This is a genomic window from Sphingomonas flavalba (assembly GCF_004796535.1).
GTDB classification, from domain to species: Bacteria; Pseudomonadota; Alphaproteobacteria; order Sphingomonadales; family Sphingomonadaceae; genus Sphingomonas_L; species Sphingomonas_L flavalba.
Window position 1 is genome coordinate 162,199 of sequence record NZ_SPHY01000003.1, and the last position, 25,206, is coordinate 187,404.

Annotated in this window: 33 protein-coding genes and 3 pseudogenes; 1 reads left to right on the forward strand and 35 read right to left on the reverse strand. The window is 65.0% G+C overall.

Translation table 11 applies throughout. The features are described from left to right. Positions 1 to 25: 25 nt before the first annotated feature. The 5 genes and pseudogenes from trbG to E4A53_RS04490 all read right to left on the reverse strand — a co-directional run bounded on the left by trbG (position 26) and on the right by E4A53_RS04490 (position 3,493). Positions 26 to 1,042 (reverse strand): P-type conjugative transfer protein TrbG, encoded by a 1,017-nt coding sequence (gene trbG / locus E4A53_RS04470; protein WP_136161895.1) that lies wholly within the window; start codon positions 1,040 to 1,042, stop codon positions 26 to 28. Further along, a pseudogene (trbF, locus tag E4A53_RS04475) lies at positions 1,039 to 1,629 on the reverse strand (conjugal transfer protein TrbF); the annotation flags it as partial. The pseudogene trbF and the gene trbG, both read right to left, overlap by 4 nt. Then, positions 1,628 to 2,023 (reverse strand): annotated as a pseudogene (locus tag E4A53_RS04480) (ParB/Srx family N-terminal domain-containing protein); the annotation flags it as partial. The pseudogenes E4A53_RS04480 and trbF, both read right to left, overlap by 2 nt. A 124-nt stretch (positions 2,024 to 2,147) precedes the next feature. Further along, on the reverse strand, positions 2,148 to 2,552 hold the full coding sequence (locus E4A53_RS04485) for a DUF2958 domain-containing protein (RefSeq protein WP_136161896.1): 405 nt from the start codon (positions 2,550 to 2,552) through the stop codon (positions 2,148 to 2,150). Continuing rightward, on the reverse strand, positions 2,549 to 3,493 hold the full coding sequence (locus E4A53_RS04490; RefSeq protein WP_132004686.1) for an ArdC family protein: 945 nt from the start codon (positions 3,491 to 3,493) through the stop codon (positions 2,549 to 2,551). Before E4A53_RS04490 ends, E4A53_RS04485 begins: the two co-directional genes overlap by 4 nt. A 105-nt stretch (positions 3,494 to 3,598) precedes the next feature. On the opposite strand from E4A53_RS04490, the gene E4A53_RS15105 reads away from it, so the two are divergent. Next, on the forward strand, positions 3,599 to 4,036 hold the full coding sequence (locus E4A53_RS15105; protein ID WP_239018131.1) for a helix-turn-helix transcriptional regulator: 438 nt from the start codon (positions 3,599 to 3,601) through the stop codon (positions 4,034 to 4,036). On the opposite strand, the gene E4A53_RS04500 is transcribed toward E4A53_RS15105, so the two are convergent. The 30 genes and pseudogenes from E4A53_RS04500 to rpsJ all read right to left on the reverse strand — a co-directional run bounded on the left by E4A53_RS04500 (position 4,008) and on the right by rpsJ (position 25,114). Next, positions 4,008 to 5,294, reverse strand: coding sequence for a tyrosine-type recombinase/integrase (locus E4A53_RS04500; protein ID WP_476712820.1), 1,287 nt, complete (start codon positions 5,292 to 5,294; stop codon positions 4,008 to 4,010). The two genes, E4A53_RS15105 and E4A53_RS04500, sit on opposite strands and share 29 nt — an antisense overlap. 263 nt (positions 5,295 to 5,557) lie before the next feature. Beyond that, positions 5,558 to 7,117, reverse strand: a complete 1,560-nt coding sequence (guaA, locus tag E4A53_RS04505; RefSeq protein WP_136161897.1) for a glutamine-hydrolyzing GMP synthase — start codon at positions 7,115 to 7,117, stop codon at positions 5,558 to 5,560. Between the two features lie 688 nt (positions 7,118 to 7,805). Beyond that, positions 7,806 to 9,938 (reverse strand): annotated as a pseudogene (locus E4A53_RS04510) (prolyl oligopeptidase family serine peptidase); the annotation flags it as partial. Positions 9,939 to 10,014: 76 nt separating this feature from the next. After that, on the reverse strand, positions 10,015 to 10,434 hold the full coding sequence (rplQ, locus tag E4A53_RS04515) for a 50S ribosomal protein L17 (protein WP_136161899.1): 420 nt from the start codon (positions 10,432 to 10,434) through the stop codon (positions 10,015 to 10,017). Positions 10,435 to 10,537: 103 nt separating this feature from the next. Beyond that, positions 10,538 to 11,599: a DNA-directed RNA polymerase subunit alpha gene (locus E4A53_RS04520; protein ID WP_136161900.1), complete on the reverse strand. Its 1,062-nt coding sequence runs from the start codon at positions 11,597 to 11,599 to the stop codon at positions 10,538 to 10,540. A 90-nt stretch (positions 11,600 to 11,689) separates the two neighbouring features. Next, positions 11,690 to 12,079, reverse strand: coding sequence for a 30S ribosomal protein S11 (rpsK, locus tag E4A53_RS04525; protein WP_136161901.1), 390 nt, complete (start codon positions 12,077 to 12,079; stop codon positions 11,690 to 11,692). Between the two features lie 90 nt (positions 12,080 to 12,169). Then, positions 12,170 to 12,538, reverse strand: coding sequence for a 30S ribosomal protein S13 (gene rpsM / locus E4A53_RS04530; protein ID WP_136161902.1), 369 nt, complete (start codon positions 12,536 to 12,538; stop codon positions 12,170 to 12,172). Between the two features lie 448 nt (positions 12,539 to 12,986). Further along, on the reverse strand, positions 12,987 to 13,637 hold the full coding sequence (locus E4A53_RS04535) for an adenylate kinase (RefSeq protein ID WP_136161903.1): 651 nt from the start codon (positions 13,635 to 13,637) through the stop codon (positions 12,987 to 12,989). A 31-nt stretch (positions 13,638 to 13,668) separates the two neighbouring features. Continuing rightward, positions 13,669 to 15,036, reverse strand: a complete 1,368-nt coding sequence (secY, locus tag E4A53_RS04540) for a preprotein translocase subunit SecY (RefSeq protein ID WP_136161904.1) — start codon at positions 15,034 to 15,036, stop codon at positions 13,669 to 13,671. A gap of 149 nt (positions 15,037 to 15,185) precedes the next feature. Then, on the reverse strand, positions 15,186 to 15,713 hold the full coding sequence (gene rplO, locus E4A53_RS04545) for a 50S ribosomal protein L15 (protein WP_136161905.1): 528 nt from the start codon (positions 15,711 to 15,713) through the stop codon (positions 15,186 to 15,188). A gap of 77 nt (positions 15,714 to 15,790) precedes the next feature. Further along, positions 15,791 to 15,967 (reverse strand): 50S ribosomal protein L30, encoded by a 177-nt coding sequence (rpmD, locus tag E4A53_RS04550; RefSeq protein ID WP_136161906.1) that lies wholly within the window; start codon positions 15,965 to 15,967, stop codon positions 15,791 to 15,793. Positions 15,968 to 15,972: 5 nt separating this feature from the next. Beyond that, the gene (rpsE, locus tag E4A53_RS04555) at positions 15,973 to 16,686 is read right to left on the reverse strand and encodes a 30S ribosomal protein S5 (protein WP_136161907.1); all 714 of its coding nucleotides are present in this window, start codon (positions 16,684 to 16,686) and stop codon (positions 15,973 to 15,975) included. Between the two features lie 2 nt (positions 16,687 to 16,688). Next, entirely contained in the window at positions 16,689 to 17,042 is a 354-nt protein-coding gene (gene rplR, locus E4A53_RS04560) for a 50S ribosomal protein L18 (RefSeq protein WP_136161908.1), read from the reverse strand. 1 nt (position 17,043) lies between these two features. Then, positions 17,044 to 17,577, reverse strand: a complete 534-nt coding sequence (rplF, locus tag E4A53_RS04565; protein ID WP_136161909.1) for a 50S ribosomal protein L6 — start codon at positions 17,575 to 17,577, stop codon at positions 17,044 to 17,046. Next, complete coding sequence (rpsH, locus tag E4A53_RS04570; protein WP_136161910.1) at positions 17,577 to 17,972, reverse strand: 30S ribosomal protein S8; 396 nt, start codon at positions 17,970 to 17,972, stop codon at positions 17,577 to 17,579. The genes rplF and rpsH overlap by 1 nt, the downstream gene beginning before the upstream one ends. Positions 17,973 to 17,984: 12 nt before the next feature. Further along, the gene (rpsN, locus tag E4A53_RS04575; RefSeq protein ID WP_136161911.1) at positions 17,985 to 18,290 is read right to left on the reverse strand and encodes a 30S ribosomal protein S14; all 306 of its coding nucleotides are present in this window, start codon (positions 18,288 to 18,290) and stop codon (positions 17,985 to 17,987) included. An 82-nt stretch (positions 18,291 to 18,372) separates the two neighbouring features. Then, on the reverse strand, positions 18,373 to 18,951 hold the full coding sequence (gene rplE, locus E4A53_RS04580) for a 50S ribosomal protein L5 (protein WP_136161912.1): 579 nt from the start codon (positions 18,949 to 18,951) through the stop codon (positions 18,373 to 18,375). Continuing rightward, on the reverse strand, positions 18,944 to 19,264 hold the full coding sequence (rplX, locus tag E4A53_RS04585; protein WP_136161913.1) for a 50S ribosomal protein L24: 321 nt from the start codon (positions 19,262 to 19,264) through the stop codon (positions 18,944 to 18,946). The genes rplE and rplX overlap by 8 nt, the downstream gene beginning before the upstream one ends. 1 nt (position 19,265) lies before the next feature. Then, on the reverse strand, positions 19,266 to 19,634 hold the full coding sequence (gene rplN, locus E4A53_RS04590) for a 50S ribosomal protein L14 (protein ID WP_136161914.1): 369 nt from the start codon (positions 19,632 to 19,634) through the stop codon (positions 19,266 to 19,268). 89 nt (positions 19,635 to 19,723) lie between these two features. After that, positions 19,724 to 19,990, reverse strand: coding sequence for a 30S ribosomal protein S17 (rpsQ, locus tag E4A53_RS04595; RefSeq protein ID WP_136161915.1), 267 nt, complete (start codon positions 19,988 to 19,990; stop codon positions 19,724 to 19,726). A gap of 12 nt (positions 19,991 to 20,002) precedes the next feature. Next, positions 20,003 to 20,209: a 50S ribosomal protein L29 gene (rpmC, locus tag E4A53_RS04600; protein ID WP_136161916.1), complete on the reverse strand. Its 207-nt coding sequence runs from the start codon at positions 20,207 to 20,209 to the stop codon at positions 20,003 to 20,005. Next, positions 20,209 to 20,643, reverse strand: a complete 435-nt coding sequence (gene rplP / locus E4A53_RS04605) for a 50S ribosomal protein L16 (RefSeq protein WP_136161917.1) — start codon at positions 20,641 to 20,643, stop codon at positions 20,209 to 20,211. Before rplP ends, rpmC begins: the two co-directional genes overlap by 1 nt. A gap of 12 nt (positions 20,644 to 20,655) precedes the next feature. Next, positions 20,656 to 21,351: a 30S ribosomal protein S3 gene (gene rpsC, locus E4A53_RS04610; protein ID WP_136161918.1), complete on the reverse strand. Its 696-nt coding sequence runs from the start codon at positions 21,349 to 21,351 to the stop codon at positions 20,656 to 20,658. 4 nt (positions 21,352 to 21,355) lie between these two features. After that, positions 21,356 to 21,733, reverse strand: a complete 378-nt coding sequence (rplV, locus tag E4A53_RS04615) for a 50S ribosomal protein L22 (protein WP_136161919.1) — start codon at positions 21,731 to 21,733, stop codon at positions 21,356 to 21,358. Next, positions 21,733 to 22,008 (reverse strand): 30S ribosomal protein S19, encoded by a 276-nt coding sequence (rpsS, locus tag E4A53_RS04620; RefSeq protein ID WP_136161920.1) that lies wholly within the window; start codon positions 22,006 to 22,008, stop codon positions 21,733 to 21,735. Before rpsS ends, rplV begins: the two co-directional genes overlap by 1 nt. A gap of 3 nt (positions 22,009 to 22,011) precedes the next feature. Continuing rightward, a complete protein-coding gene (gene rplB, locus E4A53_RS04625; RefSeq protein ID WP_136161921.1) occupies positions 22,012 to 22,848 on the reverse strand; it encodes a 50S ribosomal protein L2 in 837 nt (278 codons plus the stop codon). 4 nt (positions 22,849 to 22,852) lie between these two features. Then, on the reverse strand, positions 22,853 to 23,170 hold the full coding sequence (locus E4A53_RS04630) for a 50S ribosomal protein L23 (RefSeq protein ID WP_136161922.1): 318 nt from the start codon (positions 23,168 to 23,170) through the stop codon (positions 22,853 to 22,855). Next, positions 23,163 to 23,789 (reverse strand): 50S ribosomal protein L4, encoded by a 627-nt coding sequence (gene rplD, locus E4A53_RS04635; RefSeq protein WP_136161923.1) that lies wholly within the window; start codon positions 23,787 to 23,789, stop codon positions 23,163 to 23,165. Before rplD ends, E4A53_RS04630 begins: the two co-directional genes overlap by 8 nt. Positions 23,790 to 23,792: 3 nt before the next feature. Next, the gene (gene rplC / locus E4A53_RS04640) at positions 23,793 to 24,551 is read right to left on the reverse strand and encodes a 50S ribosomal protein L3 (protein WP_136161924.1); all 759 of its coding nucleotides are present in this window, start codon (positions 24,549 to 24,551) and stop codon (positions 23,793 to 23,795) included. 251 nt (positions 24,552 to 24,802) lie between these two features. Next, positions 24,803 to 25,114, reverse strand: coding sequence for a 30S ribosomal protein S10 (gene rpsJ / locus E4A53_RS04645; protein ID WP_034161642.1), 312 nt, complete (start codon positions 25,112 to 25,114; stop codon positions 24,803 to 24,805). Between the last annotated feature and the right edge of the window lie 92 nt (positions 25,115 to 25,206).

Genomic DNA, 25,206 nt, shown 5'->3' on the forward strand with positions numbered 1-25,206 from the left:
GCGTCCTTGGGGGTAGTGGTTTCCGTCATGACGAGGCACCTCCGGTCGCAGGAGGAGACGAGGCCGCAGCTTGTCTCTGCTCAGTGCGGACAATGCGGACCGTCTGCTGGTGATCGCCGCTGCCAAGGCGAAGCTCGGCCGCACCAAACAGGTGATCGACGATCAGGATACTGTGGTGGACGCGGCTGTTGACGATCTGCGGCTCGCCATCGGCGCCAAGAACAAAGATCGGCGGCATCTCGCCCTGCACGATGCCGCGCGGGAAAACGACATAGACGCGGCGGCCATCATCGAAGACCGAGATCGGACGCCATGGCGGGCTGTCGCCGGTCAGACCGTAACGGTAGTTGCGCGCCGCTTCCTTGGGGATGATCGGCGCGGCAGGCGCAGTTTGCCGCTGACCGGGTGGTGGCGCCGGATAGGCCCAGGCGACCGCCGGCATATAGAGCGCCTCGCGAGCCCGCAGTTCGATCATATAGGTGCGCCGGTCGGTGGTGATGACAAGATTGGTCGAAATTTCCGGCCGCGTCGGCTTGACCAGAATATGCACCTGCGCGGCATTGCCCGCCCCGCTCGTCGTATCGCCGATAATCCAGCGGGCGGTGTCACCGGCCGCGATCGGCCCCGCGCCGGTCAGGCTTTCGCCCGGCTCGAGCGCGATATCGGTGATCTGCCCCGGGGCAGCATAGACCTGGTAGAGCGCGCCCTGCGACCAGGGGTAGATTTGAATGGCATTGTAATAGCCCGCGCGGCGCGGCTCGACGCGCGCGGCAGCGTTAGCGTTTTCAACCCGCCCGGCTGCGGTGCTCGCAGGTTCTCCGCCACGCGCGACGGTCCAGCCAGGCGGCGTGTGCAGCGGTCGCGGTCGATCATCGATAACGGATGCCTGGACTGCCGGCAGCGGCGGCACGTCAGCGTCGTAGCTGAACTGCGGCGTTCGATTTGTGGCACAGCCCGCGAGCAGGGTCGCGCCGAGCAGCAAAGCCACCGATACGGGTTTACGGAAAGCCGGACTTGCGGACGTACGGATGGCGGAGATCATTGGCTCATCTCCCGCGACCAGTTGATGGCGTTGACATAGATGCCAAGCGGATTGGCGCGCAGGCGTTCGGCATCGCGCGGTGTCTGGATCACGATAGTCAGGATCGCGGTCCAGCGCTCGGTGGTGGAGAGCTGACCGTTTTCATAATGCCGCTCGATCCAGGCGACGCGGAAGGAATCCGGCGAAGCGCGAATGACAGAGGACATTTCGACGGCGATCTGCTGGCGCCCGACACGGGTGAACGGGTCGTTGGCGCGGGCATAATCGTTCAAGGCCGCAGCCCCCCGATCGGTCGTCCATTCGTAGGCGCGCAGCCAGTTCTGCCGCACGATGATCGGATCGGCCGGGATCGAGCGCACCTGCTCGATGAAGCGGCCGAGGTGCCAGGCGATTTGCGGGTCGGTTGGCCGGTAGTCGGCTGTGGCCGGCGCGACCGCTTGCGCCTGGCCGAGATTGTCGACCTGCACGACCCAGGGCACCACGGTCCCGCGCGCCGATTGCCAAACGAGGGCCGCGGCAAATCCGGCGCTAAGGATCAGCGAGCCGAACGCCATATAGCGCCAGTTGCGCGCCTGGACGCGGGCCGAAGGCCCGAAACTGATCGAGCGGATGAAGCGGCGCGCGCTCGATATTTTCCGCGAGCGAGACTTCGTCGATCAGGATGTCAGCATCGGCCTCGGATATGACGCACGGGACGGGCGCAGTCTTTGCGAGACGCTTCTGCCTGACCAGCAATTCAAGGGCCCGATAGCGGCGACCGCCTGCGGGCACCTCGAACATGCCGGTTTCCTTGCCCTCGGGATCGAGGAGTGGCCGCACATGCAGGGACTGGATCAGGCCGCGGCGGGCGATGGATTCGGCCAGTTCCTCGACCGAGATGCCGGCTTTGACGCGCCGGACATTGGCCTGGCTCAGCGCCAGCTTGTTGAACGGAATATCGCGCGAGGACGCGAGGGTGATCTTCTGAACGGCAGTAGCCATATGCCTTACTCCATGACGGGCGCCGGGAGACTCTCTCTCCGGCCACCGACCCGTCACGAAGCAAAGCGCCGCCCTCTTCCTCTCAAGAGAGCGGCGCAAAATCGCAAAGCCGGAGAAGCGGGCTTCAGTGTTTCCGGCTCTGTGTATCGGTCTGTTTCCGGGTCGGCGTGGAGGCGGCTCGGGCGCCGGAGTAAAGAATGCGCTCGGCCTCGCGGATGCCACCGGCCCGCCGCGCCATGTCAGCCCAGACCGAGATCGGGAAATCGCCGGTGAAGTGCAGATCGCGCTCGATCCTCATGTCAAAGGGCAAGCGGATCGCCTGCATTTCGCCAAGGCTCCAGCTTCCAAGCTCTGGAAACCCCAGATCGGCAAGGCCGAAAAGGGTGTCACCGTTGCTATCCAATTCGGTCGCAAGCCAGACGCCGCTACCCAACGGATTGAAGAATTTTACCACGGGGACGGGGTCGACATCGCTCTGGCGGCCATTGGCGAGGAGCTGCTCGCGCTGGGTGCTGGTCAGGAGGATCATGCCGCAGCCCTCCGATCCGTCGATGCTGTATCTTCGCGGGGCAGATGCGCCAGCAGCCAATCGGCCGCCTTGCTGGCCTGGGAAGCGGCGCGGACGATGGCGCGGTTGTCCTCGCGCAGCACCTCGAGCCAGGAGCCGATGTAGTCGGCATGGCGTACGGTCGGCACAACGCCGAGCGAGGCGCAGCAGAAGGCCGCGTTCATTTCGGCGACCAATTCTTCGAATGCGTATTTCCTGGTGCCGAAGCGGCCCGACATATCCCGCCCAAGCCGGGAGGCATGGCCGGTGGCGTGCCCCAGCTCGTGCAGGGCGGTCCGGTGCCAGTCGATCGGCTCGAAATAGGCCTGTGGCGGCGGCACCTGAACATAATCGTGCGCTGGAACATAGAAGGCCTGGTTCCCACCGATGCGAAAGTCGATTCCGGTCGCCCGGATCAGCGCCTCGACCCTTGGCTCGATCATGTGGGGCGGCGGTGGCGGCGCCTCGATAGCAACATCCTCAGGCAAGCCCTCGCATTGCGCCGTGTTGAACACGGTGAAGCGTTTGAGAAACGGGATGCTGCCAGCTTCCTCCCCCGTCTCCCGCGCGCGGCGCTTCTCATCCTCGGGCGTGAAGCGGTCGGCATAGACGACGGTCGTGCCGCGCTCACCTTTCCGGACATTGCCGCCGAGCGACAAGGCCTGGCGGAAAGTCAACCAATGCTGGGTCGGATAGCCGTATTGAACAACGGTGCCCCAGAGGATCAGAATGTTGATCCCGGAATATTGCCGGGCCGTCGCGGCATTCCTCGGCATCGCGAGCGGCGCCTTCGCCGCCGTGCCCCAGGGCTGGACCCAGGGCAAGCGCCCTTGCTCCAGCTCGTTGATGATTTTCGCGGTGATCTCGTCATAGAGATTGGTGCGGTCGCCGCCGTCGCGTGCGGCGCGGTTCTGTCTGGCCATCGAGATTGTCTCCGCGACGGGCGCCGGAAGCCTCTCTCCCGACCTTCAACCCGTCACGGCAAACCCCGTCCGCACTCTCACTCTAGGAGCCGCGGTGGGGCCTAAATGGAGAAGACCCGCCTGAGAAAGCGGCCGCAAACAGCATCAGGCCTGTCCGATCTGCACGCCATGGTCGCCGACCATACGCCGCGGCCAATTTCTGCTGGCCCTTATCGGCACATATCGGCTCCAATCGCATCACCGCACCACGATCAGGAGCTGCAGATGCCATCCGTTAGCGACCGGCCCGTCAAACGTTCGATCCGAAGGAATGAACTGCGAGAAATCGTTCCTCTGGCGGACAGCACCATTTACGAAATGGAGCAGCGCGGAGAATTTCCTCGCCGCTTTGCCCTTTCACCCAGATGCGTCGTCTGGGATCTTGCCGAGGTCGAAGCGTGGCTCGAAAGCCGGCGCACGCGGCCAATCCCGCGCGCCAAACACCCCGACGTCGCCCAGCGGAAGTTCCGGCCGGTCAAAGGGCAGGGTCGGGCTCAAGCATAGGCATGGTCGGGGGGAGAAGGGTGACAGGCCGCTTGCGACCTTCCACCCATGCGTCAACGACGTCCGACCATTCCTGGAGCATATGGCGGCGCTGAACCTCGTACTCTGCCTTGTTGTAGACGCCGCGCGAAGATCGCCCGTCCTCGTGGGCGAGGCATTTCTCGATCCAGTCGCTGTTGAAACCGAGTTCATTCAGCAGCGTTGAGCCGGTCCGTCGCAAATCATGGACTGTAAACGGCTCGAGCGGCAGCCCCTCCTTCTGCGCCAGATCGACCACCGCGTAGGTGATGCGGTTGAACGTCGCCCGCGACATTGGGGCATCCGCATCGTAACGCGAGGGCAGCAGATACCGGGAATTGCCGGCACAGGTCTTGAGCGCGATCATGATGTCGAGCGCCTGTCGGGAAAGATACACATTGTGTGGCTTGGAGCGCTTCATCCGCTCCTTCGGAATGCTCCAAACCGCGTTCTCGAAGTCCACTTCGTCCCATACGGCGTCCTGCAGCTCGCTTTTACGAACCATCGTCAGCAGGAAGAGCTTCATGCCGAGGCGAATGGTCGGCAAAGTCGGGACATGCTCCAGTTGCCTCAGCATGATGCGGATCTCTGTCGGTGAAAGCGCACGGTCTCTGGGCCGAAATGCAGCAATCGAAGCTGGGCCGACTTCATCGGCGGGATTGGGCACCTTCTCGCCGTGCAGGATCGCGAAACTGTAGATCTGCTTGAGGATGTCGCGGACGTGGATGGCCGTTGCAGGCGCACCGCGATCGACGATCTTGGCGCAGAGAGCTCTCAGATCATCTGGGGTGATTTCGCGCAGCAGCCGGTTGCGCCAGACGGGCAGCAACTCTCGATCGAAGATCGAGCGCCGCATCGCTCTGGTACTGTCCGCCATCGGAGCCTTGTCCAGCCACTTCTCGCCGAACTGACCGAAGCTCTTGGCCTCTTTCAGGCGGCGCTTCTCGCGCTGTTTTTCAATTGCGGGTGAGCGGCCCTCTCGGACTGCGCGTTTGGCGTCCAGGCAGAGTTCGCGAGCCCGTGCGAGCGAAATGCCGTCACGTCCGTACCTGCCGAGATAGACGGTCTCGCGGCGCCCATTCAGCCGGTAATCCAGGCTGAATGAGATCAGACCTGTCGGCGTGACACGGGCATACATGCCGTCCCTGTCTGACACCTTGTAGACTTTGTCTTTTGGTTTCAGCGCCTTAAGCGCAGCGTCCGTCAACATGTTCGCGCAGCCTCCGAAAAGTACCGTCATGCGGTTTTGGGAGGTTCGTGACGCCTAAATCACTTTGTTATCAGTGTCTTACGTTGAAAAAAGTACCGTCACGATCCTCAACTCTCGCGACGGTACTGTCTGAGACGGCCGTGATCAATATGAGCGAGCACCGTCAATCGTGACGGTACTTGTGATTGCTACCCACCGATAGGTCTCGATAGGCAGCGGATAAAAAATTATTTTTAATCAGAGTGTTACGGGAAATTCTGGCGCATTGTCGGCGGCGTTCGGATGGGCCTGAATCATTCCCACTCGATCGTGCCGGGCGGCTTGGACGTGTAGTCGTAGACGACACGGTTGATGCCCTGCACCTCGTTGACGAGGCGGGTGGCGACCGCGCTCAGGAAAGCGCTTTCGAACGGATAGACATCGGCGGTCATGCCGTCGGTCGAGGTGACGGCACGCAGCGCGCAGACGTGATCGTAGGTGCGCCCGTCACCCATCACCCCGACGGTCTTGACCGGCAGCAGCACCGCGAAGGCCTGCCAGATCGCGTCGTACAGCCCGGCCTTGCGGATCTCGTCAAGATAGATCGCGTCGGCCTTGCGCAGGATGTCGCATTTCTCTTTCGTCACCACGCCGGGGATGCGGATGGCGAGGCCGGGGCCGGGGAAAGGATGCCGTCCGACGAATATCTCCGGCAGGCCAAGCTCGCGCCCAAGCGCGCGGACTTCGTCCTTGAACAACTCGCGCAGCGGTTCGACCAACTGCATGTTCATCCGCTCCGGCAGGCCGCCGACATTGTGGTGGCTCTTGATGGTCACACTCGGCCCGCCGGTGAAGCTGACGCTCTCGATCACGTCGGGGTAGAGCGTACCCTGCGCCAGGAAATCGGCACCGCCGATCTTCTTCGCCTCACCTTCGAACAGGTCGATGAACGCCTTGCCGATGAACTTGCGCTTCGCCTCCGGATCGGAAATGCCGGCCAACCCGCCGAGGAAGGTCTCGCTCGCGTCGACGTGGACGAGCGGGATGTTGTAATGGCCACGAAACAGGCTGACGACCTGCTCGGCCTCGCCCAGCCGCATCAGGCCGTGATCGACGAAAACGCAGGTCAGCTGATCGCCGATCGCCTCGTGGATCAGCACGGCCGCGACCGCCGAATCGACACCGCCGGACAGGCCGCAGATCACCCGGCCCTGACCGACCTGCGCCCGGATCTCGGCGATCTTGGTGGCACGAAACTCCGCCATCGACCAATCACCCGAAAGACCACAGACATGGCGGGCGAAATTGGCAATCAGCCTGGCGCCATCCGGCGTATGCACGACCTCCGGGTGGAACTGGACACCGTAGAAATGGCGACCCTCGTCGGCGATCGCGGCATAGGGTGCCCCTTCCGATCGCGCGACCGGGCGGAAGCCGGCCGGAAGCGCGTCTACCTTGTCGCCATGGCTCATCCACACCTGATGCCGCTCGCCGGGCTGCCACAACCCGTCGAACAGCGCGCAAGGCTCGGCGATCTCGATGAAGGCACGGCCGAATTCGCCGCTGTCACCCGCATGGACGGTACCGCCAAGCGCCTGCGCCATCGCCTGCTGGCCGTAGCAGATGCCAAGGATCGGCAGGCCCGCGTCCCAGATCGCCTGTGGCGGCATCGGCGGATTGATGCCAACGACCGAATTGGGGCCGCCAGAAAGGATGATGCCCCGGGGCTTCAGCCGCTCGAACGCCTCGGCGGCGGCGTTGAACGGCGCGATCTCGCTGTAGACGCCGGCCTCGCGCACCCGGCGCGCGATGAGTTGGGTCACCTGGCTGCCGAAATCGATGATCAGGATGGTGTCGTGCGCGGCATCGGTCATGCGCCGGCTGTTAGCAGATGATGCGCGCGGGGGAAGCCCCGTCGCGTCAGCGCCGCGCCAAGCTGTCGCCGAGCCGAAGATCGGCGATATCGCCGTCGCGGACCGCGCAGACGAAGCGTAGCGGCGGGCGCCGGCGTTCCAGATAGCTGTCGCGCAAATCGATCGTGCCTTCGACGTCCCAGCCGTAACGCCGGGGGCCGACACGCAGGATGTCGCGAACCGCAGCAAGCCGCGCGATCGACAACCCTTCCTCTTCCGCGGCGGCGGCGCAGGCGTCTACCGCTTCCTCCTCGTAGCGGATCGACGGCGGGGCGGGACGTTCGACCGGCGGCTGTGCCTGAGCGCTGGCACCCTCCACGAAACCACGGCGAAATTCGTGCTTCGCGGCCCGCGCGGCATCTTTCGCATCGGCTGCAACGCGGCCGGCGGCGACTGCCATCGCCCCGGCGGCGCGGCCGATGTCGCGGCCGAGCGCCGCTTCCGGCCGATCGTCCGCCACCGATGACGGCGGCAGCGGCACCGTTTCAACCTGCGCGCCAAGCGGCGCGGCAAACGCCAGAGCGACAACGGATATACCCAGCCTGATCATCGCACGATCCTTCCGACCAACAGTCGAGTCGTAAAGCATCATCCCGATAGACCGGTTCCGCTGTCCCGGCGATGAACTGCGCCTATTCGGAGACACGGTGACCGTCATGCCGGTCCACCGCGCGATGAACGCCCACTGGTCGGCCGCTTCCTCGATGATCTTGTCGGTTGGCTTGCCGGAACCATGCCCGGCGCGCGTCTCTATACGGATCAGGTGCGGCCGGTCACCGAGCGCCGCCGCCTGGAGTGCCGCGGCATATTTGAAGCTGTGCCCCGGCACGACACGATCGTCGGTGTCAGCGGTGGTGACAAGGATCGCCGGATAATCCCGCCCACCGACGATGTTGTGATAGGGCGAATAAGCGTGCAGGACGCGGAAGTCCGCCTCTTTCGACGGATGGCCGTAGTCGTCGACCCAATAGCGCCCGGCGGTGAAACGGTCGAAACGCAGCATGTCCATGACGCCGACGGCGGGGAGGGCGGCAGCGAATAGATCCGGCCGCTGGTTGACCACCGCGCCGACCAGCAGGCCGCCGTTCGACCCGCCTTGGATTGCCAGTTTCGCCTTGGTCGTGATGCCTTCGGCGATCAGATATTCGCCGGCGGCGATGAAGTCGTCGAAGACATTCTGCTTGTTAGCGAGGCGGCCAGCATCGTGCCATTCCTTGCCGTACTCACCGCCGCCGCGCAGATTGGCGACCGCCAGCACCCCGCCCTGCTCCATCCACGCCAGGCGCGTCGTCGAGAAGGCCGGCGGCAGCGAGATGTTGAATCCGCCATAGCCGTACAGCAGGGTCGGCGCGCCCGCCGAAAGATCCAGCCCCTTCTTGTGGACGACGAACATCGGTACCCTGGTGCCATCCTTCGAGGCGAAGAAGCGCTGCTCGACGCCATAATCGGCGGGGTCGAACGCGACCTTCGGCACCGCCCACGCCACCTGTTTTCCGCTGCGCGCGTCATAACGGTAGATCGTCGTCGGCGTGGCGAAGCTGGTGAAAGCGAAAAAGGTTTCGGGGTCGCCCGCCTTGCCGTTGAAACCGCCGGCGCTGCCGATTCCCGGCAGCGCGATCGAACCAAGAGATTCGCCGGCAAGACTGTAACGACGGACTTCGCTTTTCGCGTCGACGAGATAGGACAGGATCAGCGTGTCGCCGACAATGGCGGCGCCATCCAGCGTCGCCATATCCTCCGCCACCAGCACCACCGGCCGGACGCTGCGCTGGGCAAGGTCGATCACCACCACCTTCAGCTTCGGCGCAGCGGCATTGGTGACGAAATACAGCTTTTTGTCGACGTTACCGATGAACGACCAGTTGTTGACCAGGCCCGGGATCAGCGTGCGCAGCGGAGCGTCAGGCCGGCGCTGGTCGAGGACGGTGATCTCGTAGCGGTCGTCCGTTCCTTCCGACGAGGTGATGACCAGCCAGCGTCCGTCGTCCGACAGCTGGGCATGATGGCCAAGCTTCGGCCGGTCTGGCGTCGCGTAGATCTTGCGATCCTGCTCCTGCGGCGTGCCGAGGCGGTGGAAATAGACAGTCTGATTCTCGTTGGTCGCCTGAAACTCGTCGCCGGCCGCCGGCGCCGCGAAACGCGAATAATAAAAGCCGGAACCATCGGCGGCCCAGGCGATCGCGGAGAACTTCACCCAGGCGACGATGTCGGCGGTCGGCTGGCCTGTGGCAACGTCGAGCACTCTGATCGTCCGCCAGTCGCTGCCGCCGTCCTGCACCGCATAGGCGACATGGCGGCCGTCTTCCGACGGTTGCCAGTCCGCCAGCGCGGTCGCGCCGTCCGCCGCCCATGCGTTCGGATCGAGCAGCAGGCGGCCTGGGCCATCGACGCTGTCGCGCACGTAGAGCGGTGCCTGGTTCTGCAGGCCGCTATTGTGCGTATAGAAATAGCGGCCGCCTTTCTTCCGCGGCAGGCCAAAACGCTCATAATCGAGCAGGGCGGTCAGCCGCTGGCGGAAGACCGCGCGACCCGGCAGCGTTTCCAGATAGGCGCTGGTCGCCGCATTCTGAGCATCGACCCATTGTCGCACCTTCGCGTCGGTGCGCACGTCGTTTTCGAGCCAGCGATAAGGGTCGGCGACCGCGACGCCGAACAGCGTGTCGACAACCGCGTCACGCGCGGTGACCGGGTAGGCGGGGGCAGCGGCGGCAAGCTGGGTCATCGGGCTGGCAAGCAACAGGGCAAGAAGGAATGAGCGGCGCATTATGGCCTTTCCAGGCATGAGAAAGGCCGCGAGCGTAGCACCCGCGGCCTTTCACTCAAGCAGCACCGGCATGGCGGCGCCGGACAAGGCCGGATCAGGCGGCTTCGTCGATCTCTTCGCCCTGCACCGGACCAGAATCCTGCCCCTTGGCGCTGACATCGCGGTCGACGAATTCGATGATCGCAATCGGCGCAGCATCCGACGGGCGGATGCCGGCCTTGACGATGCGGGTATAGCCACCGTTGCGGTCGGCGTAGCGCGGACCGATCACGTCGAACAGCTTCTTCAACTGGGTGTCGTCCAGCAGCCGGCTATGGGCGAGGCGGCGGTTGGACAGGCCGCCCTTCTTGGCCAGCGTCACCAGCTTCTCGACATAGGGGCGAAGCTCCTTCGCCTTGGCCGTCGTCGTGGTGATCTGCTCATGCTTGATGAGCGCCGCCGCAAGATTGCGGAACAGGGCGGCGCGATGCGACGATGTCCGCTGCAGTTTCCGTCCGCCAACACGATGGCGCATAGTCATTACTCCGTTCGTTCGAGGGCCGTATCAGGCACCCTGGACCAGGCGGTGAGAACCGGGGGCACCGCCGAAACCCCTGCAACAGAAACGCTCAGGGCATTCAGCCCATGATATCCTGTTCCAGCTTCTTCGCCATTTCCTCGATATTCTCGGGCGGCCAGCCGGGGATCTCCATGCCGAGGCGCAGGCCCATCGACGACAGCACCTCCTTGATCTCGTTCAGCGACTTGCGACCGAAATTCGGGGTACGCAGCATCTCCGCCTCGGTCTTCTGGACCAGATCGCCGATATAGATGATGTTGTCGTTCTTCAGGCAGTTGGCCGAACGCACCGACAGTTCGAGCTCGTCGACCTTCTTAAGCAGGTAGCGGTTGAGCTGGTTCGAATCGCCGGCCTGATCGGTCTGCGCCGGGGCGGCATGACCGATCGTGCCCGTAGCCGGGGCAAGGCCGTCGTCGAAGTGGACGAACAGCTGGAGCTGATCCTGCAGAATCCGCGCGGCATAGGCGACGGCGTCTTCCGGCGTGACCGTGCCATCGGTGTCGATCGTCAGGGTCAGTTTGTCGTAGTCCAGCTCCTGCCCGACGCGGGTATTCTCGACCTTGTAGGCGACCTGGCGGACCGGCGAGTAGAGCGCGTCGATCGGGATCAGGCCGATCGGAGCGTCGGCCGGGCGATTGGCGACCGCCGCGACATAGCCCTTGCCGACATCGGCGGTCAGTTCCATGTTCAGCGTCGCACCGTCATCCAGGTGGCAGATGACCAGTTCGGGGTTCATCACCTCAATATCGCCGGAAACCGCGATGTCGCCGGCGGTGACTGGCCCCGGGCCGGTGGCCGACAGCTGGAGCCGCTTCGGCCCTTCGCCCTGCATGCGCAGCGCGACCTGCTTCACGTTCAGCACGATGTCGGTCACGTCCTCACGCACGCCGGCGAGCGACGAGAATTCGTGGAGGACATTCTCGATCTTGATCGAGGTGACGGCCGCACCCTGGAGCGACGACAGGAGAACCCGGCGCAGCGCATTGCCCAGCGTCAGGCCGAAGCCGCGCTCAAGCGGCTCGGCGACGAAGGTCGCCTTGCGCTTACCATCGCCGCCCGGCTTCTTCTCAAGGCCGTTCGGCTTCTTCAGTTCCTGCCAGTTTTTGGAATTCACAGCCACGGTATTCCCCTCGGGCAGTTGGGCGGGGGCGCGTCCGCCCCGGCCGGTAACAAACGGGACGGCCCCGAACGGGGCCGCCGGCGGCCACGATCAGACGCGGCGGCGCTTCGACGGGCGAACGCCGTTGTGCGGGATCGGCGTCACGTCGCGGATCGAGGTGATCTGGAAGCCGACCGCCTGCAGCGCGCGCAGCGCCGATTCGCGGCCTGAGCCGGGGCCTTTCACTTCCACCTCAAGGGTGCGCACGCCGTGATCGGCAGCCTTCTTGCCGGCATCCTCGGCCGCGACCTGCGCGGCGTAAGGCGTCGACTTACGGCTGCCCTTGAACCCCATCATCCCGGCCGAGGACCAGCTGATCGCGTTGCCCTGGGCGTCGGTGATGGTGATCATCGTGTTGTTGAAGCTAGCGTTCACATGGGCGACGCCGGCGGTGATGTTCTTGCGCTCGCGCCGTTTGATGCGCTGAGGTTCACGTGCCATCTCAAATCCTGACCTGAAATTCCGTGGTGCCTGTGGAGACCAAGTCTCCACGGATGAGAAGAAGCCTGGAAACGTCCCGTGGACGCGCCCTTACTTCTTCTTGCCCGCGATCGGTTTCGCCTTGCCCTTGCGGGTACGGGCATTGGTGTGGGTCCGCTGACCGCGCACCGGCAGTCCCTTGCGGTGGCGCAGGCCGCGATAGCAGGCCAGATCCATCAGCCGCTTGATGTTGACCGCGGTCTGGCGACGCAGGTCACCCTCAACCGTGTGGTCGGCGTCGATGGTCTCGCGGATCTGCAGGATTTCCTGATCCGACAGGTCCTGCACCCGGCGCTCACGCGCGATGCCGAGCTTGTCGGCGATCTCGACCGCCTTGGTCCGGCCGATGCCGTGGATGTAGGTCAGCGCGATGACAACGCGCTTGTTGGTGGGGATGTTCACCCCCGCGATACGTGCCATGTAGATTTTTCTCCTGCTCCACGGGCCGGTTGGCTGGCCGGCCCATCTCAACGCGTCAACTCCCGGGGGAACGCACACACCCGGCGCGCGAACGGATTCGCCGCCGGGATGACCGTGGTTTCGGGGTCCGGGCGATCTAGGGGGGCCAGCCGGCGCTGTCAAGCGGCACAGGATTGGAGTCTGTCCGCTTTAGGCGGCACCAGCCGGTGCCGATTCCGCTTGAAGCGGACAGACTCCAGCTCCGTCGGCGGCGCAGGGGGTTCGGCGCCCGGCGCCGGACAAGATCCAGAAGAAGCGGCGGACCGCTATGGGCCCGCCGCAGGCAACAACACGAAGGGAGTCATCATGCGCGGCTGGAACGGTATCCGGTGCGCCACCATGGTGTGCAGTCCGCCGCATGGCACGGCGCTGAGTCGGCGATGAAATCGCGTTAATGAACGGCTGTCGATCAGGCCTTGTCGAGGATTGCCTCGATCGCCGCGCTGACTTGGGCGATGTCGGCCATGCCATCGACACGGGACACCAGGCCCCGCGCCTCGTAGATCGGCAGAATCGGCGCGGTCTTGGCCCGGTATTCGGCAAGGCGCGTGCGTACCGTCTCGGCATTGTCATCGGGCCGGCGCTTGAATTCCGTCGCGCCGCAGACGTCGCAGACGCCGGCGACCTTCGGCTGCTTGTAGCGGTCGTGATAGCCCTCGCCGCACTTGGCGCAGGTGAACCGCCCCTCGATCCGGTCGACCAGCGCGTCTTCGTCGACCACCAGTTCGATGACATGGTTAAGCCGGCGGCCGCGGTCGGCGAGAATGGCATCGAGCGATTCCGCCTGGGCGGCGGTACGCGGATAACCGTCGAAGATAGCGCCGGCGCCGGGCGGCAGCGAATCGAGCTTGTCGCCGATCAGTTCGGAAACCACCGCGTCGGACACCAGCCCGCCCGATTCCATGATGGCTTTCGCCTTCAGGCCGACCGGCGTGCCCGCCTTGACCGCCGCGCGCAGCATGTCGCCGGTCGAAAGCTGCACCATGCCCCGTTCCTCGACGAGGCGGTTCGCCTGGGTCCCCTTCCCCGCCCCCGGCGGACCAAGCAGAATGATATTCACGAGCGCATGTCCCCCATCACCGCCAATGCATTCAACGCAACTTGCCGCCCTTCAGCTTCGCCTTCTTGATCAGGTCGCCATATTGATGGGCCAGCATGTGGCTCTGCATCTGGGCGACGGTATCGACCGTGACGTTTACGACGATCAGCAGACTGGTGCCGCCCAGGTAGAAGGGAATGCCAGCGCTGGCGATCAGGTATTCCGGCACTAGGCAGATCAGCGTCAGATAGATCGCGCCGATCACCGTGATCCGGGTCAGGACGTAATCGAGATAGTCGGCCGTGTTCTTGCCCGGGCGGATGCCGGGGATAAAGCCGCCGTTGCGCTTCAGATTGTCGGCCGTCTCCTCCGGATTGAACACGACCGCCGTGTAGAAGAAGGTGAAGAACAGGATGCCGCCGCCGTAGAGCAGCATGTACATCGGCGAGCCGTGCTGCAGATACTGGTTCAGCGAGATGACGAAGTCGCCCCACATGCTCTCGCCCGCGACGCGCTGGCCGGCGAACTGAGTGATGGTCAGCGGCATCAGCAGCAGCGACGACGCAAAGATCGGCGGAATGACGTTCGCGGTGTTGATCTTCAGCGGCAGGTGGCTGCGGTCCGCCTGCATCATCCCGCGCTGGGTCTGGCGCTTGGGATACTGGATCAGCACCCGGCGCTGGCCCTGCTCGACGAAGCACATGATCGCGACCAGCCCCAGAGCCATCACCAGCACGCCGGTGATCAGCAGGCCGGAGATGTTGCCCGTCCGCCCGCCTTCGAACAGGTTGGAGAAGGAGGTCGGCAGCTCGGCGATGATGCCAGCCATGATGATCAGCGACACACCGTTGCCGACGCCGCGGCTGGTGATCTGCTCACCGATCCACATCAGGAACATCGTGCCACCGACCAGGCTGATCACCGCCGATATACGGAAAAGCATGCCAGGGTCGACGACCGCCGCCAGCCCCTGCGATGCGCCGAAGCTTTCCAGCCCGACAGCAATGAAATAGCCTTGGATCGCCGACAGGCCGACGGTACCGTAGCGGGTATACTGGTTCAGCCGCTTGCGCCCGCTCTCCCCCTCCTTCTTGATCGCAGCCAGGGTGGGCGACAACGAGGTGGCAAGCTGGATGACGATCGACGCGGTGATGTACGGCATCACCCCGAGCGCGACCAGCGACATGCGGCTGAGCGACCCGCCCGAGAAGGTGTTGAGGAAATCGAGCACCCCGCCCTTCGTCTGTTCGGCGAGAGCGGACAGCGCAGTCGGATCGATACCCGGCAACGGCACGAAGCTGAGCAGGCGGAACACCACCAGCGCGCCGATCGTGAACCACAGCCGCTTCTTCAGTTCCGTCGCCTGCCCGAATTTGGACAGGTTCAGGCTGGGCGTCACCGCGTCGGCTCTTGATGCCACGGACTATTCCTCGAAATCTGTGCCGGCCCAACATGACCGGGTGTTCGAAACGAAAAGACGGCGGAGAGCATCTCTGCCCCCCGCCGCCTCATATAGTGTCGGCGCCGCGCTTGTCTAAGCCCGAACGCGACAGACGCGACGGGGCGCGTTCAGCCCTTGGCTTTCTTCGCGTCGCGCACGCTGTTCTTCTTGGCCGCAGCCTTCTCGGCGGCGGGAACCACAGCGATGACCTCGACGGAGCCGCCGGCCTTCTCGATCGCCTCGCGCGCGCCCTTCGACACGCCGGCGACGTTGAACGCCAGCTTAGCCGAGAACGTCCCCTTGCCCAGAATGCGCACGCCGTCCTTGCCGCCGCGGGCGACGCCCGCCGCCTTCAGCGCGGCATGGTCGACGATGCCCTTGGCATCCAGCTTCTTCGCATCGACCAGCTTCTGGATCGCGCCCAGATTCACCTCGGCATAATCCTTGGCGAAGATGTTGTTGAAGCCACGCTTCGGCAGTCGCATGTGGAGCGGCATCTGGCCGCCCTCGAAGCCCTTGATCGCGACGCCCTCACGGCTCTTCTGGCCCTTCTGGCCGCGACCGGCGGTCTTGCCCTTACCGGAGCCGATACCCCGGCCAACCCGCATCCGGCCCTTGCGGGCGCCGGAATTGTCGCGGATGTCGTTCAGTTTCATGTCTTGCACTCGCTTTCGCTTTTATCGCGCCAAGTCGAAAAATAGCGGCGGACGACCGCCCGCGCCGGCGGGGCTCGTCAGCCCTGCACCTCGACCATATGCTGCACCTTGCGGATCATGCCGCGGACCTCAGGGCTGTCTTCCAGCTCCGAAACCTTGTGCAGTCGGTTCAGCCCAAGGCCGATCAGCGTCGCGCGCTGGTCCTTGGTCCGGCGGATCGGCGAGCCGACCTGCTTGATCCTGATCTTCGCCACGCCCGTCACTCCGTGATCGCTTCGGCGTCGGCCTGCGCCGTCGCCTTATCCGCCCCGCCGCGGCCGAGCAGATCGGCAATCTTCTTGCCGCGCCGCTGCGCCACCGCCTTGGGGCTGGTCTGGTCGCCGAGCGCCTCGAAGGTCGCCCGGATCATGTTGTACGGGTTCGAGGTGCCTATCGACTTGGTTACCACGTCTGCAACACCCAGGCTTTCGAACACCGCGCGCATCGGGCCGCCGGCGATGATGCCGGTGCCCTGCGGGGCGGAGCGGACGTAGACCCGACCGGCACCGAAACGACCGGCACCATCATGGTGGAGGGTGCGGCCTTCGCGCAGCGGAACGCGGACCATCTTCTTGCGCGCGGACGCGGTCGCCTTCGAGATCGCTTCCGGCACCTCGCGCGCCTTGCCGTGGCCGAAACCAACCCGGCCGTGGCCGTCACCGACGACAACCAGCGCCGCGAAGCCGAAGCGCTTGCCGCCCTTCACCGTCTTCGAGACGCGGTTGATGTGAACCAGCTTCTCGATCAGCTCCTCGCCGCCCTCTTCCTGGGCACCGCCGCGTCGATCGTCGCGCCGACCACGATTGCCGCCTTCGCGACCACCACGCCCGCCGCGCCCGCCGCGCGAACCACGCCCCGGCCGCCCTTCATGGGCCGGCGCCGGCGCGGCAGCCTCGACCGCCGCTCCCGGCTGGTTCTGGGTCTCGTCAGCCATCATCAGAACTCCAATCCGCCTTCACGCGCGGCATCCGCCAGCGCCTTGACGCGTCCGTGAAACAGGAAACCGCCACGGTCGAACACCACCTGGGTGACGCCCGCCTTCCTGGCGGCGGCAGCGACGCGCTTGCCGACCTCGGCAGCCGCCTCGGCGGTCGCACCAGCCTTGCCCCGGACATCCTTGTCCAGAGTCGAGGCGGCGGCGACCGTGCGGCCGGCGCTGTCGTCGATGATCTGCGCGTAGATATGCCGGCCCGAACGATGGATCGACAGCCGGGGACGCGAACCCCCGCGGGCACGCAGCGAAGTGCGGACGCGCTGGCGGCGACGGGCGAAAAGGGAAAGCTTTGCCATCTTACTTCTTCTTCCCTTCCTTGCGGAAGATGAACTCGCCGCGATACTTGATGCCCTTGCCCTTGTACGGCTCCGGCTTGCGCCAGCGGCGGATTTCGGCGGCGATCTGGCCAACCTTCTGCTTGTCGATGCCGGAGATCTGCACCGTCGTCTGGTCCGGCGTCGCGATCGCGATGCCTTCCGGCACCGCAAAGTCGACGTCGTGGCTGTAGCCAAGCTGCAGCTTCAGGTTCTTGCCCTGAAGGTTGGCGCGGTAGCCGACGCCGTTGATCTCCAGTGTCTTGCTGAACCCTTCGGTGACCCCGGTGACCAGGTTCTGCACCAGCGTGCGGTGCATGCCCCAGAAGGCGCGCGCGCGCTTGGACTCGTTGGCCGGCGCGACGACGATCTGGCCGTCCTCGATCCCGTAGCTGATGTCGTCGACCATCGCCATCGACAGCGTGCCTTTCGGCCCCTTGACCGACAACGTACCGGCGTCGATCGACGCGCTCACGCCGGCGGGCACGGCGACCGGCTTCTTACCGATGCGGCTCATCAGAACACCTCCGCCAGCACTTCGCCGCCGACATTCTGGTCCCGCGCCTCGGCATCGGACAGAACGCCACGCGGCGTCGAGACGATGGTGATGCCCAGGCCGTTGCGGACCCGCGGCAGCTCCTTCGACCCGGAATAGACGCGCCGGCCCGGCTTCGACACACGGGCGACATGCTGGATCGCCGGCTGGCCTTCGAAATATTTCAGCTCAATGCGCAGGCCGCTGTGGCCGCCCACCTCTTCCTCGCTGTAGCCGCGGATGTAGCCTTCGCGCTGGAGCACGTCGAGCACGCGGGCGCGCATCTTGGAACCGGGCGAGACGACGCTGTCCTTGCGCGCGCGCTGGCCGTTGCGGATGCGGGTGAGCAGATCACCCAGGGGATCGGTCAATGCCATGTCTTGTGACCCTTACCAGCTCGACTTCGTGACACCGGGGATCAGGCCCTTGTTGGCCAGATCGCGCAGTTGCACACGGCAGAGGCGGAACTTGCGGTAATAACCGCGCGGGCGGCCCGTCGTCTCGCAACGGTTGCGCACCCGGGTGGGGTTCGCGTTGCGCGGCAGCTCAGCCATCTTCAGGCGCGCGATCAGCCGCTCCGTCTCGTCCTTCGACTCGTCGTCCGCGATCGCGCGCAGCCGGGCATACTTGCCGGCATACTGCTTCACGAGCTTCTTGCGCCGCTCGTTCTTGTTGATCGAACTCAGTTTCGCCATGACTTAAGTTCTCTTTTCCTACCTACGTTCCGGCCGGGCCGGAGTCCTTGTTTCAGCGCCCCGGCCGAAGCCGGGAAATGGGTCAGGCCGCCTTGGCCTGCTCGGCATCCTGCGGGAACGGGAAGCCGAACAGGCGCAGCAGCTCGCGCGCCTCTTCGTCGGTCTTCGCCGTTGTCGCCACGATCACGTCCATGCCGCGTACCGTATCGATGCGGTCATAGTTGATCTCCGGGAACACCAACTGCTCCTTGAGGCCCATCGCGTAATTGCCGCGGCCGTCGAACGACTTCGGGTTCAGCCCGCGGAAGTCGCGGACGCGCGGCAGCGCGATGGTGATCAGCCGGTCGAGGAATTCGTACATCCGCTCGCGGCGCAGGGTGACCTTGACGCCGATCGGCATGCCTTCGCGCAGCTTGAAGCTGGCGACCGACTTCTTCGCCTTGGTGATGACCGGCTTTTGCCCGGCGATCGCCTCCATCTCCGACGCGGCGGTCTCGACCTTCTTCTTGTCCTGGGTCGCCTCACCGACGCCCATGTTGAGCACGATCTTCGAGATGCGCGGCACCTCCAGCGCGTTCTTGTAGCCGAACTTCGCCGTCATCGCCTTGGCAATGCTGGCGTCGTACTGCTTCTTCAGGCGCGGAACATAAGCGTCAGCCACTGATGACCTCCCCGGACTTCACGGCCACGCGGACCTTCTTGCCGTCCCTCACTTCGAAACGGACGCGGGTCGCCTTGCCCGTCTTGGGATCGGCGACAGCGACCTTCGACACATGCAGCGGCGCCTCGCGCCGTTCCAGCCCACCCTGCGGGTTGGCCTGGTCCGGCTTGCGATGACGCACGGCGACGTTGATGCCGGCGACGATGACCTTGCCGTCCTTCGGCAGCGATTTCGTCACCTCACCGCTACGCCCCTTGTCCTTGCCGGACAGGACGATGACGGTGTCGCCTTTCTTGATCTTGGCCGCAGCCATTTTACAGCACCTCCGGCGCGAGACTGATGATCTTCATGTGCTTCCTCGCACGCAGTTCGCGGACGACCGGCCCGAAGATACGGGTGCCGATCGGCTCCTCGTTCTTGTTGACCAGCACCGCCGCGTTCGAATCGAACCGGATGGTCGAACCGTCCGGCCGATGAATGTCCTTGGCGGTGCGGACGATGATCGCGCGATGCACGTCGCCCTTCTTCACCTTGCCGCGCGGCGCCGCTTCCTTGACGGACACGACGATGATGTCGCCGACGCTCGCAAAGCGCCGCTTCGACCCGCCCAGCACCTTGATGCACTGCACCCGCTTCGCGCCCGAATTATCGGCCACTTCGAGATTGGACTGCATCTGGATCATGGATCCGCTTCCTTCTCATCGACCACCGCATCGGCGACGGCCCGTTTCCCGTAACATTTGGCTCCCGCCGGGGCGGGGGCGCAAAACCCTCAGACCTCGACCGCTTCCGGCGTCTTGCCGACCTCGATCCGGTCGACGACCTTCCACGTCTTCAGCTTGGAGATCGGCGCGGTCTCCTCGATGCGGACCGTGTCGCCCTCGTGATAGGCGTTGCCCTCGTCATGGGCGTGATACTTCTTCGAACGCCGGATGATCTTGCCGTAGAGCGGGTGCTTCACCTTGCGCTCCACCCGGACGACCACCGTCTTGTCGGTCTTGTCGGACACTACCAGTCCGGTCAGCACGCGCTTCGGCATGTCTCGTCTTCCTTACTTGGCCGCCGAGCGCGCACGCTCGTTCTGGACAGTCTTGATACGGGCGATCGAACGCCGCACGATGCGAACCCGCGACGGCTTCTCAAGCTGGCTGGTCGCCGCCTGGAAGCGCAGGTTGAACGCCTCGCGCTTCAGCTCGCCGAGCTGCTCGCTCAGCTGATCGTCGGTCTTGGCCCGCAGATCCTCGGTCGTCTTGCCCATCACTCGGCTCCCAGGTGGCTGAAGTCGCCAAGCCGGGCGACCACCTTCGTCTTGATCGGCAGCTTCATCGCCGCGCGGGCGAAAGCCACCGCCGCGATCGGGCCGGGCACGCCACCCAGCTCGAACAGGATGCGGCCGGGCTTGACCCGGGCGGCCCAGAATTCAGGCGCGCCCTTGCCGGAACCCATGCGGACTTCCGCCGGCTTCGACGACACCGGCACGTCCGGGAACACGCGGATCCACAGGCGCCCCTGGCGCTTGATGTGACGGGTGATCGCGCGGCGGGCCGCCTCGATCTGCCGCGCGGTGATCCGGTCCGGCTCCATCGCCTTTAGGCCGTAGGACCCGAAGTTGAGATCAGTGCCGCCACGGGCATTGCCGTGAATCCGGCCCTTGTGGGCCTTGCGGAATTTTGTGCGCTTCGGTTGCAGCATCTTTCGCGTTCCTTATCGGGCCGGGCGGACGCCGGAGGTCTGAGCCTCCATCATCAGCCGATCCTGGGCGAGCGGATCATGCCCCAGAATCTCACCCTTGAAGATCCAGACCTTGACGCCGCACACGCCATAGGCGGTGTGGGCTTCCGCCTCGGCATAGTCGACGTTCGCGCGCAGCGTGTGCAGCGGCACCCGCCCTTCGCGATACCATTCGGTGCGGGCGATTTCCGCCCCGCCCAGCCGGCCGCCGCAGGTGATGCGGATGCCTTCGGCACCCAGGCGCAGCGCCGACTGCACCGCCCGCTTCATCGCGCGGCGGAACGCGACGCGGCGCTCAAGCTGGTCGGCCACGCCCTGCGCGACGAGCCGCGCATCGATCTCCGGCTTGCGGATTTCGACGATATTCAGCGACACGTCCGACGAGGTCATCGCGCCGAGCGTACGGCGCAGCTTCTCGATGTCGGCGCCCTTCTTGCCGATGATCACGCCCGGGCGGGCGGCGAAGATCGACACGCGGCACAGCTTGGCCGGGCGCTCGATCACCACCTTGGAAATCGCCGCCTGCGGCAGCGTCTTCATGATGTGCTGGCGGATCTTCAGATCCTCCAGCAGCAGCCGGCCGTAATCATGGCCTTCGGCGAACCAGCGGCTGTCCCAGGTGCGGTTGATCTGGAGGCGCAGGCCGATCGGATTGGATTTCTGACCCATATGCTTATGCCTCTTCCTGCTCGCGCACGACGATCCGGACCTTGCTGAACGGCTTCAGAATGCGGGTCGACTTGCCGCGGCCGCGGGTGGCGAAGCGCTTCATCGTGATCGCCTTGCCGACCGACGCCTCGGCGACGACGAGCGCGTCGACGTCGAGGTTATGGTTGTTCTCCGCATTGGCGACGGCGGAAGCCAGCACCTTGCGGACGTCGACCGCCATCGCCTTGGGCGAGAAGGCCAGGATGTTGAGCGCGTCGCCGGCCTTCTTGCCGCGAATCAGGCCCGCGACCAGATTCAGCTTCTGCGCGCTGCCGCGAATGGCGCCGCCGATGGCGAGCGCTTCCTTGTCGCCGACGCGACGCGGTGCTGCTGGCTTGCCCATTAGCGCTTGCCCTTCCTGTCGGCGGCGTGGCCGGGGAAATACCGGGTCGGCGCGAATTCGCCGAGCTTCATGCCGACCATGTCCTCGTTTACCGAAACCGGCACGAACTTGCGGCCGTTATAGACGTTGAAGGTCAGTCCGACGAACTGCGGCAGGATCGTCGACCGGCGCGACCAGGTCTTGATCGGGGCACGCGCGCTCGTTTCCTGCGCCACTTCCGCCTTCTTCAGCAGATGCAGGTCGACGAACGGACCTTTCCAGATGGAACGGGCCATGACTTACCTCTTCTTCTTCGCGTGGCGCGACCGGATAATCATCTTGTCCGTCGCCTTGTTGTGGCGGGTGCGCGCACCCTTGGTCGGCTTGCCCCACGGGGTAACCGGGTGGCGGCCGCCAGAGGTCCGGCCTTCACCACCGCCGTGCGGGTGGTCGACCGGGTTCTTGGCGACGCCGCGGGTCAGCGGGCGGCGGCCCATCCAGCGGCTGCGGCCGGCCTTGGCGAAATTCTGGTTGGCGTTGTCGTGGTTCGACACCGCGCCGACCGTCGCCATGCAATCCGCCCGGATATAGCGCTGCTCGCCCGAGTTGAGGCGGACGATGACCATGCCGCGATCACGGCCGACGACCTGCACGTAGGTGCCGGCCGAACGGGCGATCTGGCCGCCCTTGCCCGGCTTCATCTCGACATTGTGGACGATGGTGCCGACCGGCATCTGGCCCAGTTCCATCGCGTTGCCCGGCTTCACGTCGGTCTTCTTGCCGGCGACCACCGTATCGCCGATACCCAGACGCTGCGGCGCGATGATGTAGGCCAGCGTGTCGTCCTGATACTTGATCAGGGCGATGAAGGCGGTGCGGTTCGGGTCGTACTCGATCCGCTCGACCACCGCCGGCGCGTCCCACTTGCGGCGCTTGAAATCGATGATGCGATAGCGCTGCTTGTGCCCGCCGGCGATGCCGCGCGAGGTGACATGGCCCTTGTTGTTGCGGCCGCCCGTCTTGCGCTTACCTTCGGTCAGCGCCTTGACCGGCTTGCCCTTCCAGAGCGACGCCCGGTCGACGAGGATGAGGCCGCGCTGGCCCGGGCTCGTCGGATTGTAATGCTTCAGCGCCATCGCTTCAGATTCCCGTCGTCACGTCGATCGACTGACCTTCGGCCAGCGTCACGATCGCTTTCTTGATGTCCGAACGGGTGTAGGGCCGCCCCTTCCACCGCTTGGACTTGCCCTTCTGAACCAGCGTGTTGACGCCGGTCACCGTCACGCCGAACAGCGCCTCGACCGCCGCCTTGATCTGCGGCTTCGAAGCATCGGCAGCGACCTTGAAGACCACCGCGTTATGCTCGGTCAGCATCGTCGCCTTCTCGGTGATGTGGGGCGCAACGACCACGTCGTAATGACGGAGGTCGACCGCGGCCGCGTCCTTCTTCTTAGCCATTGAGGCGCGCCTCCAGCTTTTCGACCGCGGCGCGCGTCAGCACCAGCGTATCATGCTTCAGAATGTCGTAGACGTTGGCGCCGATGGTCGGCAGCACGTTGACACCGACCAGGTTGCCGGACGCCAGCGCGAAGCTGGTGTCGACAGTGTCGCCGTCGATGACCAGCGCGGTGCGGCCGAAGCCGAGCTTGGCGAGGCCAGCGGCCAGCGCCTTGGTCTTGCCGTCCTTCACCGCCAGCCCATCGAGGACGATCAGCTTGCCGTCCTTCGCCTTGGCCGACAGCGCCATCTTCAGGCCGAGCGTGCGGACCTTCTTGTTCAGCGACGGATTGAAGTCGCGAACGCGCGGGCCATGCGCCTTGCCGCCGCCGATGAACACCGGCGCGCGCCGGTCGCCGTGACGGGCGGTGCCGCCGCCCTTCTGGCGACCGAACTTCTTGCCGGTGCGCGCGACATCGCTGCGCTCGCGCGCGGCGCGGGCGGTGCCCCGGCGCTTTTCAAGCTGCCAGGTGACGACGCGGTGCAGGATGTCGGCGCGCGGATCGAGACCGAAAATCTCGTCCTTCAGCTCGATATCGCCGCTCGCCTTGGCATCGAGGGTCTGAACCTTGACCTTCATGGCTTAGCCCTCCTGGCCTTCGGTGGCTTCCGCGGCGGCCTCGACCGGGGCCGGCGTGTCGGCGGGAGCATTCTGGTTGTTGTTGGCGGCGGCCTTCAGGCCGGCCGGATAGGGCGCGTCGGCGTGGCGCGGCACCTTCACCGCGTCCCGGACGATCAGCCAGGCGCCCTTGTGACCAGGCACCGACCCCTTGACGAAGAGCAGCCCGCGCTCGGCATCGGTGCGGACGATCTCCAGATTCTGCTGGGTGCGCTGGCGGTCGCCCATATGGCCCGCCATCTTCTTGTTCTTGAACACGCGGCCCGGATCCTGCCGCTGGCCGGTCGAACCGTGCGAACGGTGCGAAACCGAGACGCCGTGGCTGGCACGCAGACCGCCGAAATTCCAGCGCTTCATCGCGCCGGCGAAACCCTTGCCCTGCGTCTGGCCGGAGATGTCGACGAGCTGGCCGGCGACATAATGGTCGGCCGACAGCTCCGCGCCGACGTCAAGCAGCGCATCCTCGGACACGCGGAACTCGGTCAGCCGCGCCTTCGGCTCCACTTCGGCCTTGCCGAAATGGCCGCGCTGCGGCTTGGCGACATTCTTGGCCTTGGCGGCGCCGGCGCCGAGCTGAACGGCGACATAGCCGTCCCGATCCGCTTCCTTGCGCGCGACGACCTGAACCTTGTCGAGCTGCAGGACGGTAACCGGCACGTGGCGGCCGTCGTCCTGGAACAGGCGGGTCATGCCCATTTTCTTCGCGATCACGCCAGTGCGCATGATCCACATCCTTCCGAACAGAGGCTCACGAGGCTCCCCGCGAGCGTGCCAATGAAAAAGGCCCTGATCTGGGATCAGAGCCAGCCCAAATATCGCGCGCCCCCGTCAGGGCCGGTTTTCCGCTTCAATATCAAAGCGAAAGACGGGGACTCGGTCGCCAGCATGCTGGCCGGTATCCCTGCTTCCCCGCCGCGACAGTTGCCGTGGCGAAAGCCCGCCGACCGAATCAATCGTTCGACGGAGGCGGCCTCTTAGGCCAGTTTGATCTCGACATCAACACCCGCGGCGAGATCGAGCTTCATCAGCGCGTCGACGGTCTGCGGGGTCGGCTGCACGATGTCGAGCATCCGTTTGTAGGTGCGGACCTCGAACTGCTCGCGCGACTTCTTGTCGATGTGCGGGCCACGGTTGACCGTGAACTTCTCGATGCGCGTCGGCAGCGGAATGGGCCCGCGAATGAGCGCGCCGGTGCGACGCGCCGTATCGGCGATGTCGCCGGTCGCCTGATCAAGCACGCGATGATCGAACGCCTTCAGGCGAATGCGGATATTCTGGGTTTCCATGTCCACTACCGATGCGAAAGAGCCACGCCCGTATTGTCGGGCTTCACAAGAGAGGCCGCCCGATTCCTCCTGATGGGGAATCGGGCGGCCGA

Bases quoted from the DNA above. Each gene is read 5' to 3' on its own strand.
- E4A53_RS04500 (WP_476712820.1), bottom strand. From the start codon at position 5,294: ATGACGGTACTTTTCGGAGGCTGCGCGAACATGTTGACGGACGCTGCG.
- E4A53_RS04490 (WP_132004686.1), bottom strand. From the start codon at position 3,493: ATGGCCAGACAGAACCGCGCCGCACGCGACGGCGGCGACCGCACCAAT.
- rplQ (WP_136161899.1), bottom strand. From the start codon at position 10,434: ATGCGCCATCGTGTTGGCGGACGGAAACTGCAGCGGACATCGTCGCAT.
- rplV (WP_136161919.1), bottom strand. From the start codon at position 21,733: ATGGGCAAGCCAGCAGCACCGCGTCGCGTCGGCGACAAGGAAGCGCTC.
- rplC (WP_136161924.1), bottom strand. From the start codon at position 24,551: ATGCGCACTGGCGTGATCGCGAAGAAAATGGGCATGACCCGCCTGTTC.
- E4A53_RS04485 (WP_136161896.1), bottom strand. From the start codon at position 2,552: ATGATCCTCCTGACCAGCACCCAGCGCGAGCAGCTCCTCGCCAATGGC.
- rpsK (WP_136161901.1), bottom strand. From the start codon at position 12,079: ATGGCACGTGAACCTCAGCGCATCAAACGGCGCGAGCGCAAGAACATC.
- trbG (WP_136161895.1), bottom strand. From the start codon at position 1,042: ATGATCTCCGCCATCCGTACGTCCGCAAGTCCGGCTTTCCGTAAACCC.
- rplX (WP_136161913.1), bottom strand. From the start codon at position 19,264: ATGGCTGCGGCCAAGATCAAGAAAGGCGACACCGTCATCGTCCTGTCC.
- rplB (WP_136161921.1), bottom strand. From the start codon at position 22,848: ATGGCGCTGAAGCATTACAATCCGACGAGCCCGGGCCAGCGCGGCCTC.
- rplN (WP_136161914.1), bottom strand. From the start codon at position 19,634: ATGATCCAGATGCAGTCCAATCTCGAAGTGGCCGATAATTCGGGCGCG.
- rpsJ (WP_034161642.1), bottom strand. From the start codon at position 25,114: ATGGAAACCCAGAATATCCGCATTCGCCTGAAGGCGTTCGATCATCGC.
- rpsN (WP_136161911.1), bottom strand. From the start codon at position 18,290: ATGGCGAAACTGAGTTCGATCAACAAGAACGAGCGGCGCAAGAAGCTC.
- rpsC (WP_136161918.1), bottom strand. From the start codon at position 21,351: ATGGGTCAGAAATCCAATCCGATCGGCCTGCGCCTCCAGATCAACCGC.
- guaA (WP_136161897.1), bottom strand. From the start codon at position 7,117: ATGACCGATGCCGCGCACGACACCATCCTGATCATCGATTTCGGCAGC.
- rpsQ (WP_136161915.1), bottom strand. From the start codon at position 19,990: ATGCCGAAGCGCGTGCTGACCGGACTGGTAGTGTCCGACAAGACCGAC.
- rplP (WP_136161917.1), bottom strand. From the start codon at position 20,643: ATGCTGCAACCGAAGCGCACAAAATTCCGCAAGGCCCACAAGGGCCGG.
- E4A53_RS04630 (WP_136161922.1), bottom strand. From the start codon at position 23,170: ATGGCTAAGAAGAAGGACGCGGCCGCGGTCGACCTCCGTCATTACGAC.
- rpsE (WP_136161907.1), bottom strand. From the start codon at position 16,686: ATGGCTGACGAGACCCAGAACCAGCCGGGAGCGGCGGTCGAGGCTGCC.
- rplR (WP_136161908.1), bottom strand. From the start codon at position 17,042: ATGGCAAAGCTTTCCCTTTTCGCCCGTCGCCGCCAGCGCGTCCGCACT.
- rplO (WP_136161905.1), bottom strand. From the start codon at position 15,713: ATGAAACTGAACGACATCCGCGACAATTCCGGCGCCCGCAAGGGCCGG.
- rplF (WP_136161909.1), bottom strand. From the start codon at position 17,577: ATGAGCCGCATCGGTAAGAAGCCGGTCGCCGTGCCCGCCGGCGTGAGC.
- rpsM (WP_136161902.1), bottom strand. From the start codon at position 12,538: ATGGCACGTATCGCGGGGGTGAACATCCCCACCAACAAGCGCGTTGTC.
- rplD (WP_136161923.1), bottom strand. From the start codon at position 23,789: ATGAAGGTCAAGGTTCAGACCCTCGATGCCAAGGCGAGCGGCGATATC.
- rpsH (WP_136161910.1), bottom strand. From the start codon at position 17,972: ATGGCATTGACCGATCCCCTGGGTGATCTGCTCACCCGCATCCGCAAC.
- rpmC (WP_136161916.1), bottom strand. From the start codon at position 20,209: ATGGGCAAGACGACCGAGGATCTGCGGGCCAAGACCGACGATCAGCTG.
- rpsS (WP_136161920.1), bottom strand. From the start codon at position 22,008: ATGGCCCGTTCCATCTGGAAAGGTCCGTTCGTCGACCTGCATCTGCTG.
- E4A53_RS15105 (WP_239018131.1), top strand. From the start codon at position 3,599: ATGGAGAAGACCCGCCTGAGAAAGCGGCCGCAAACAGCATCAGGCCTG.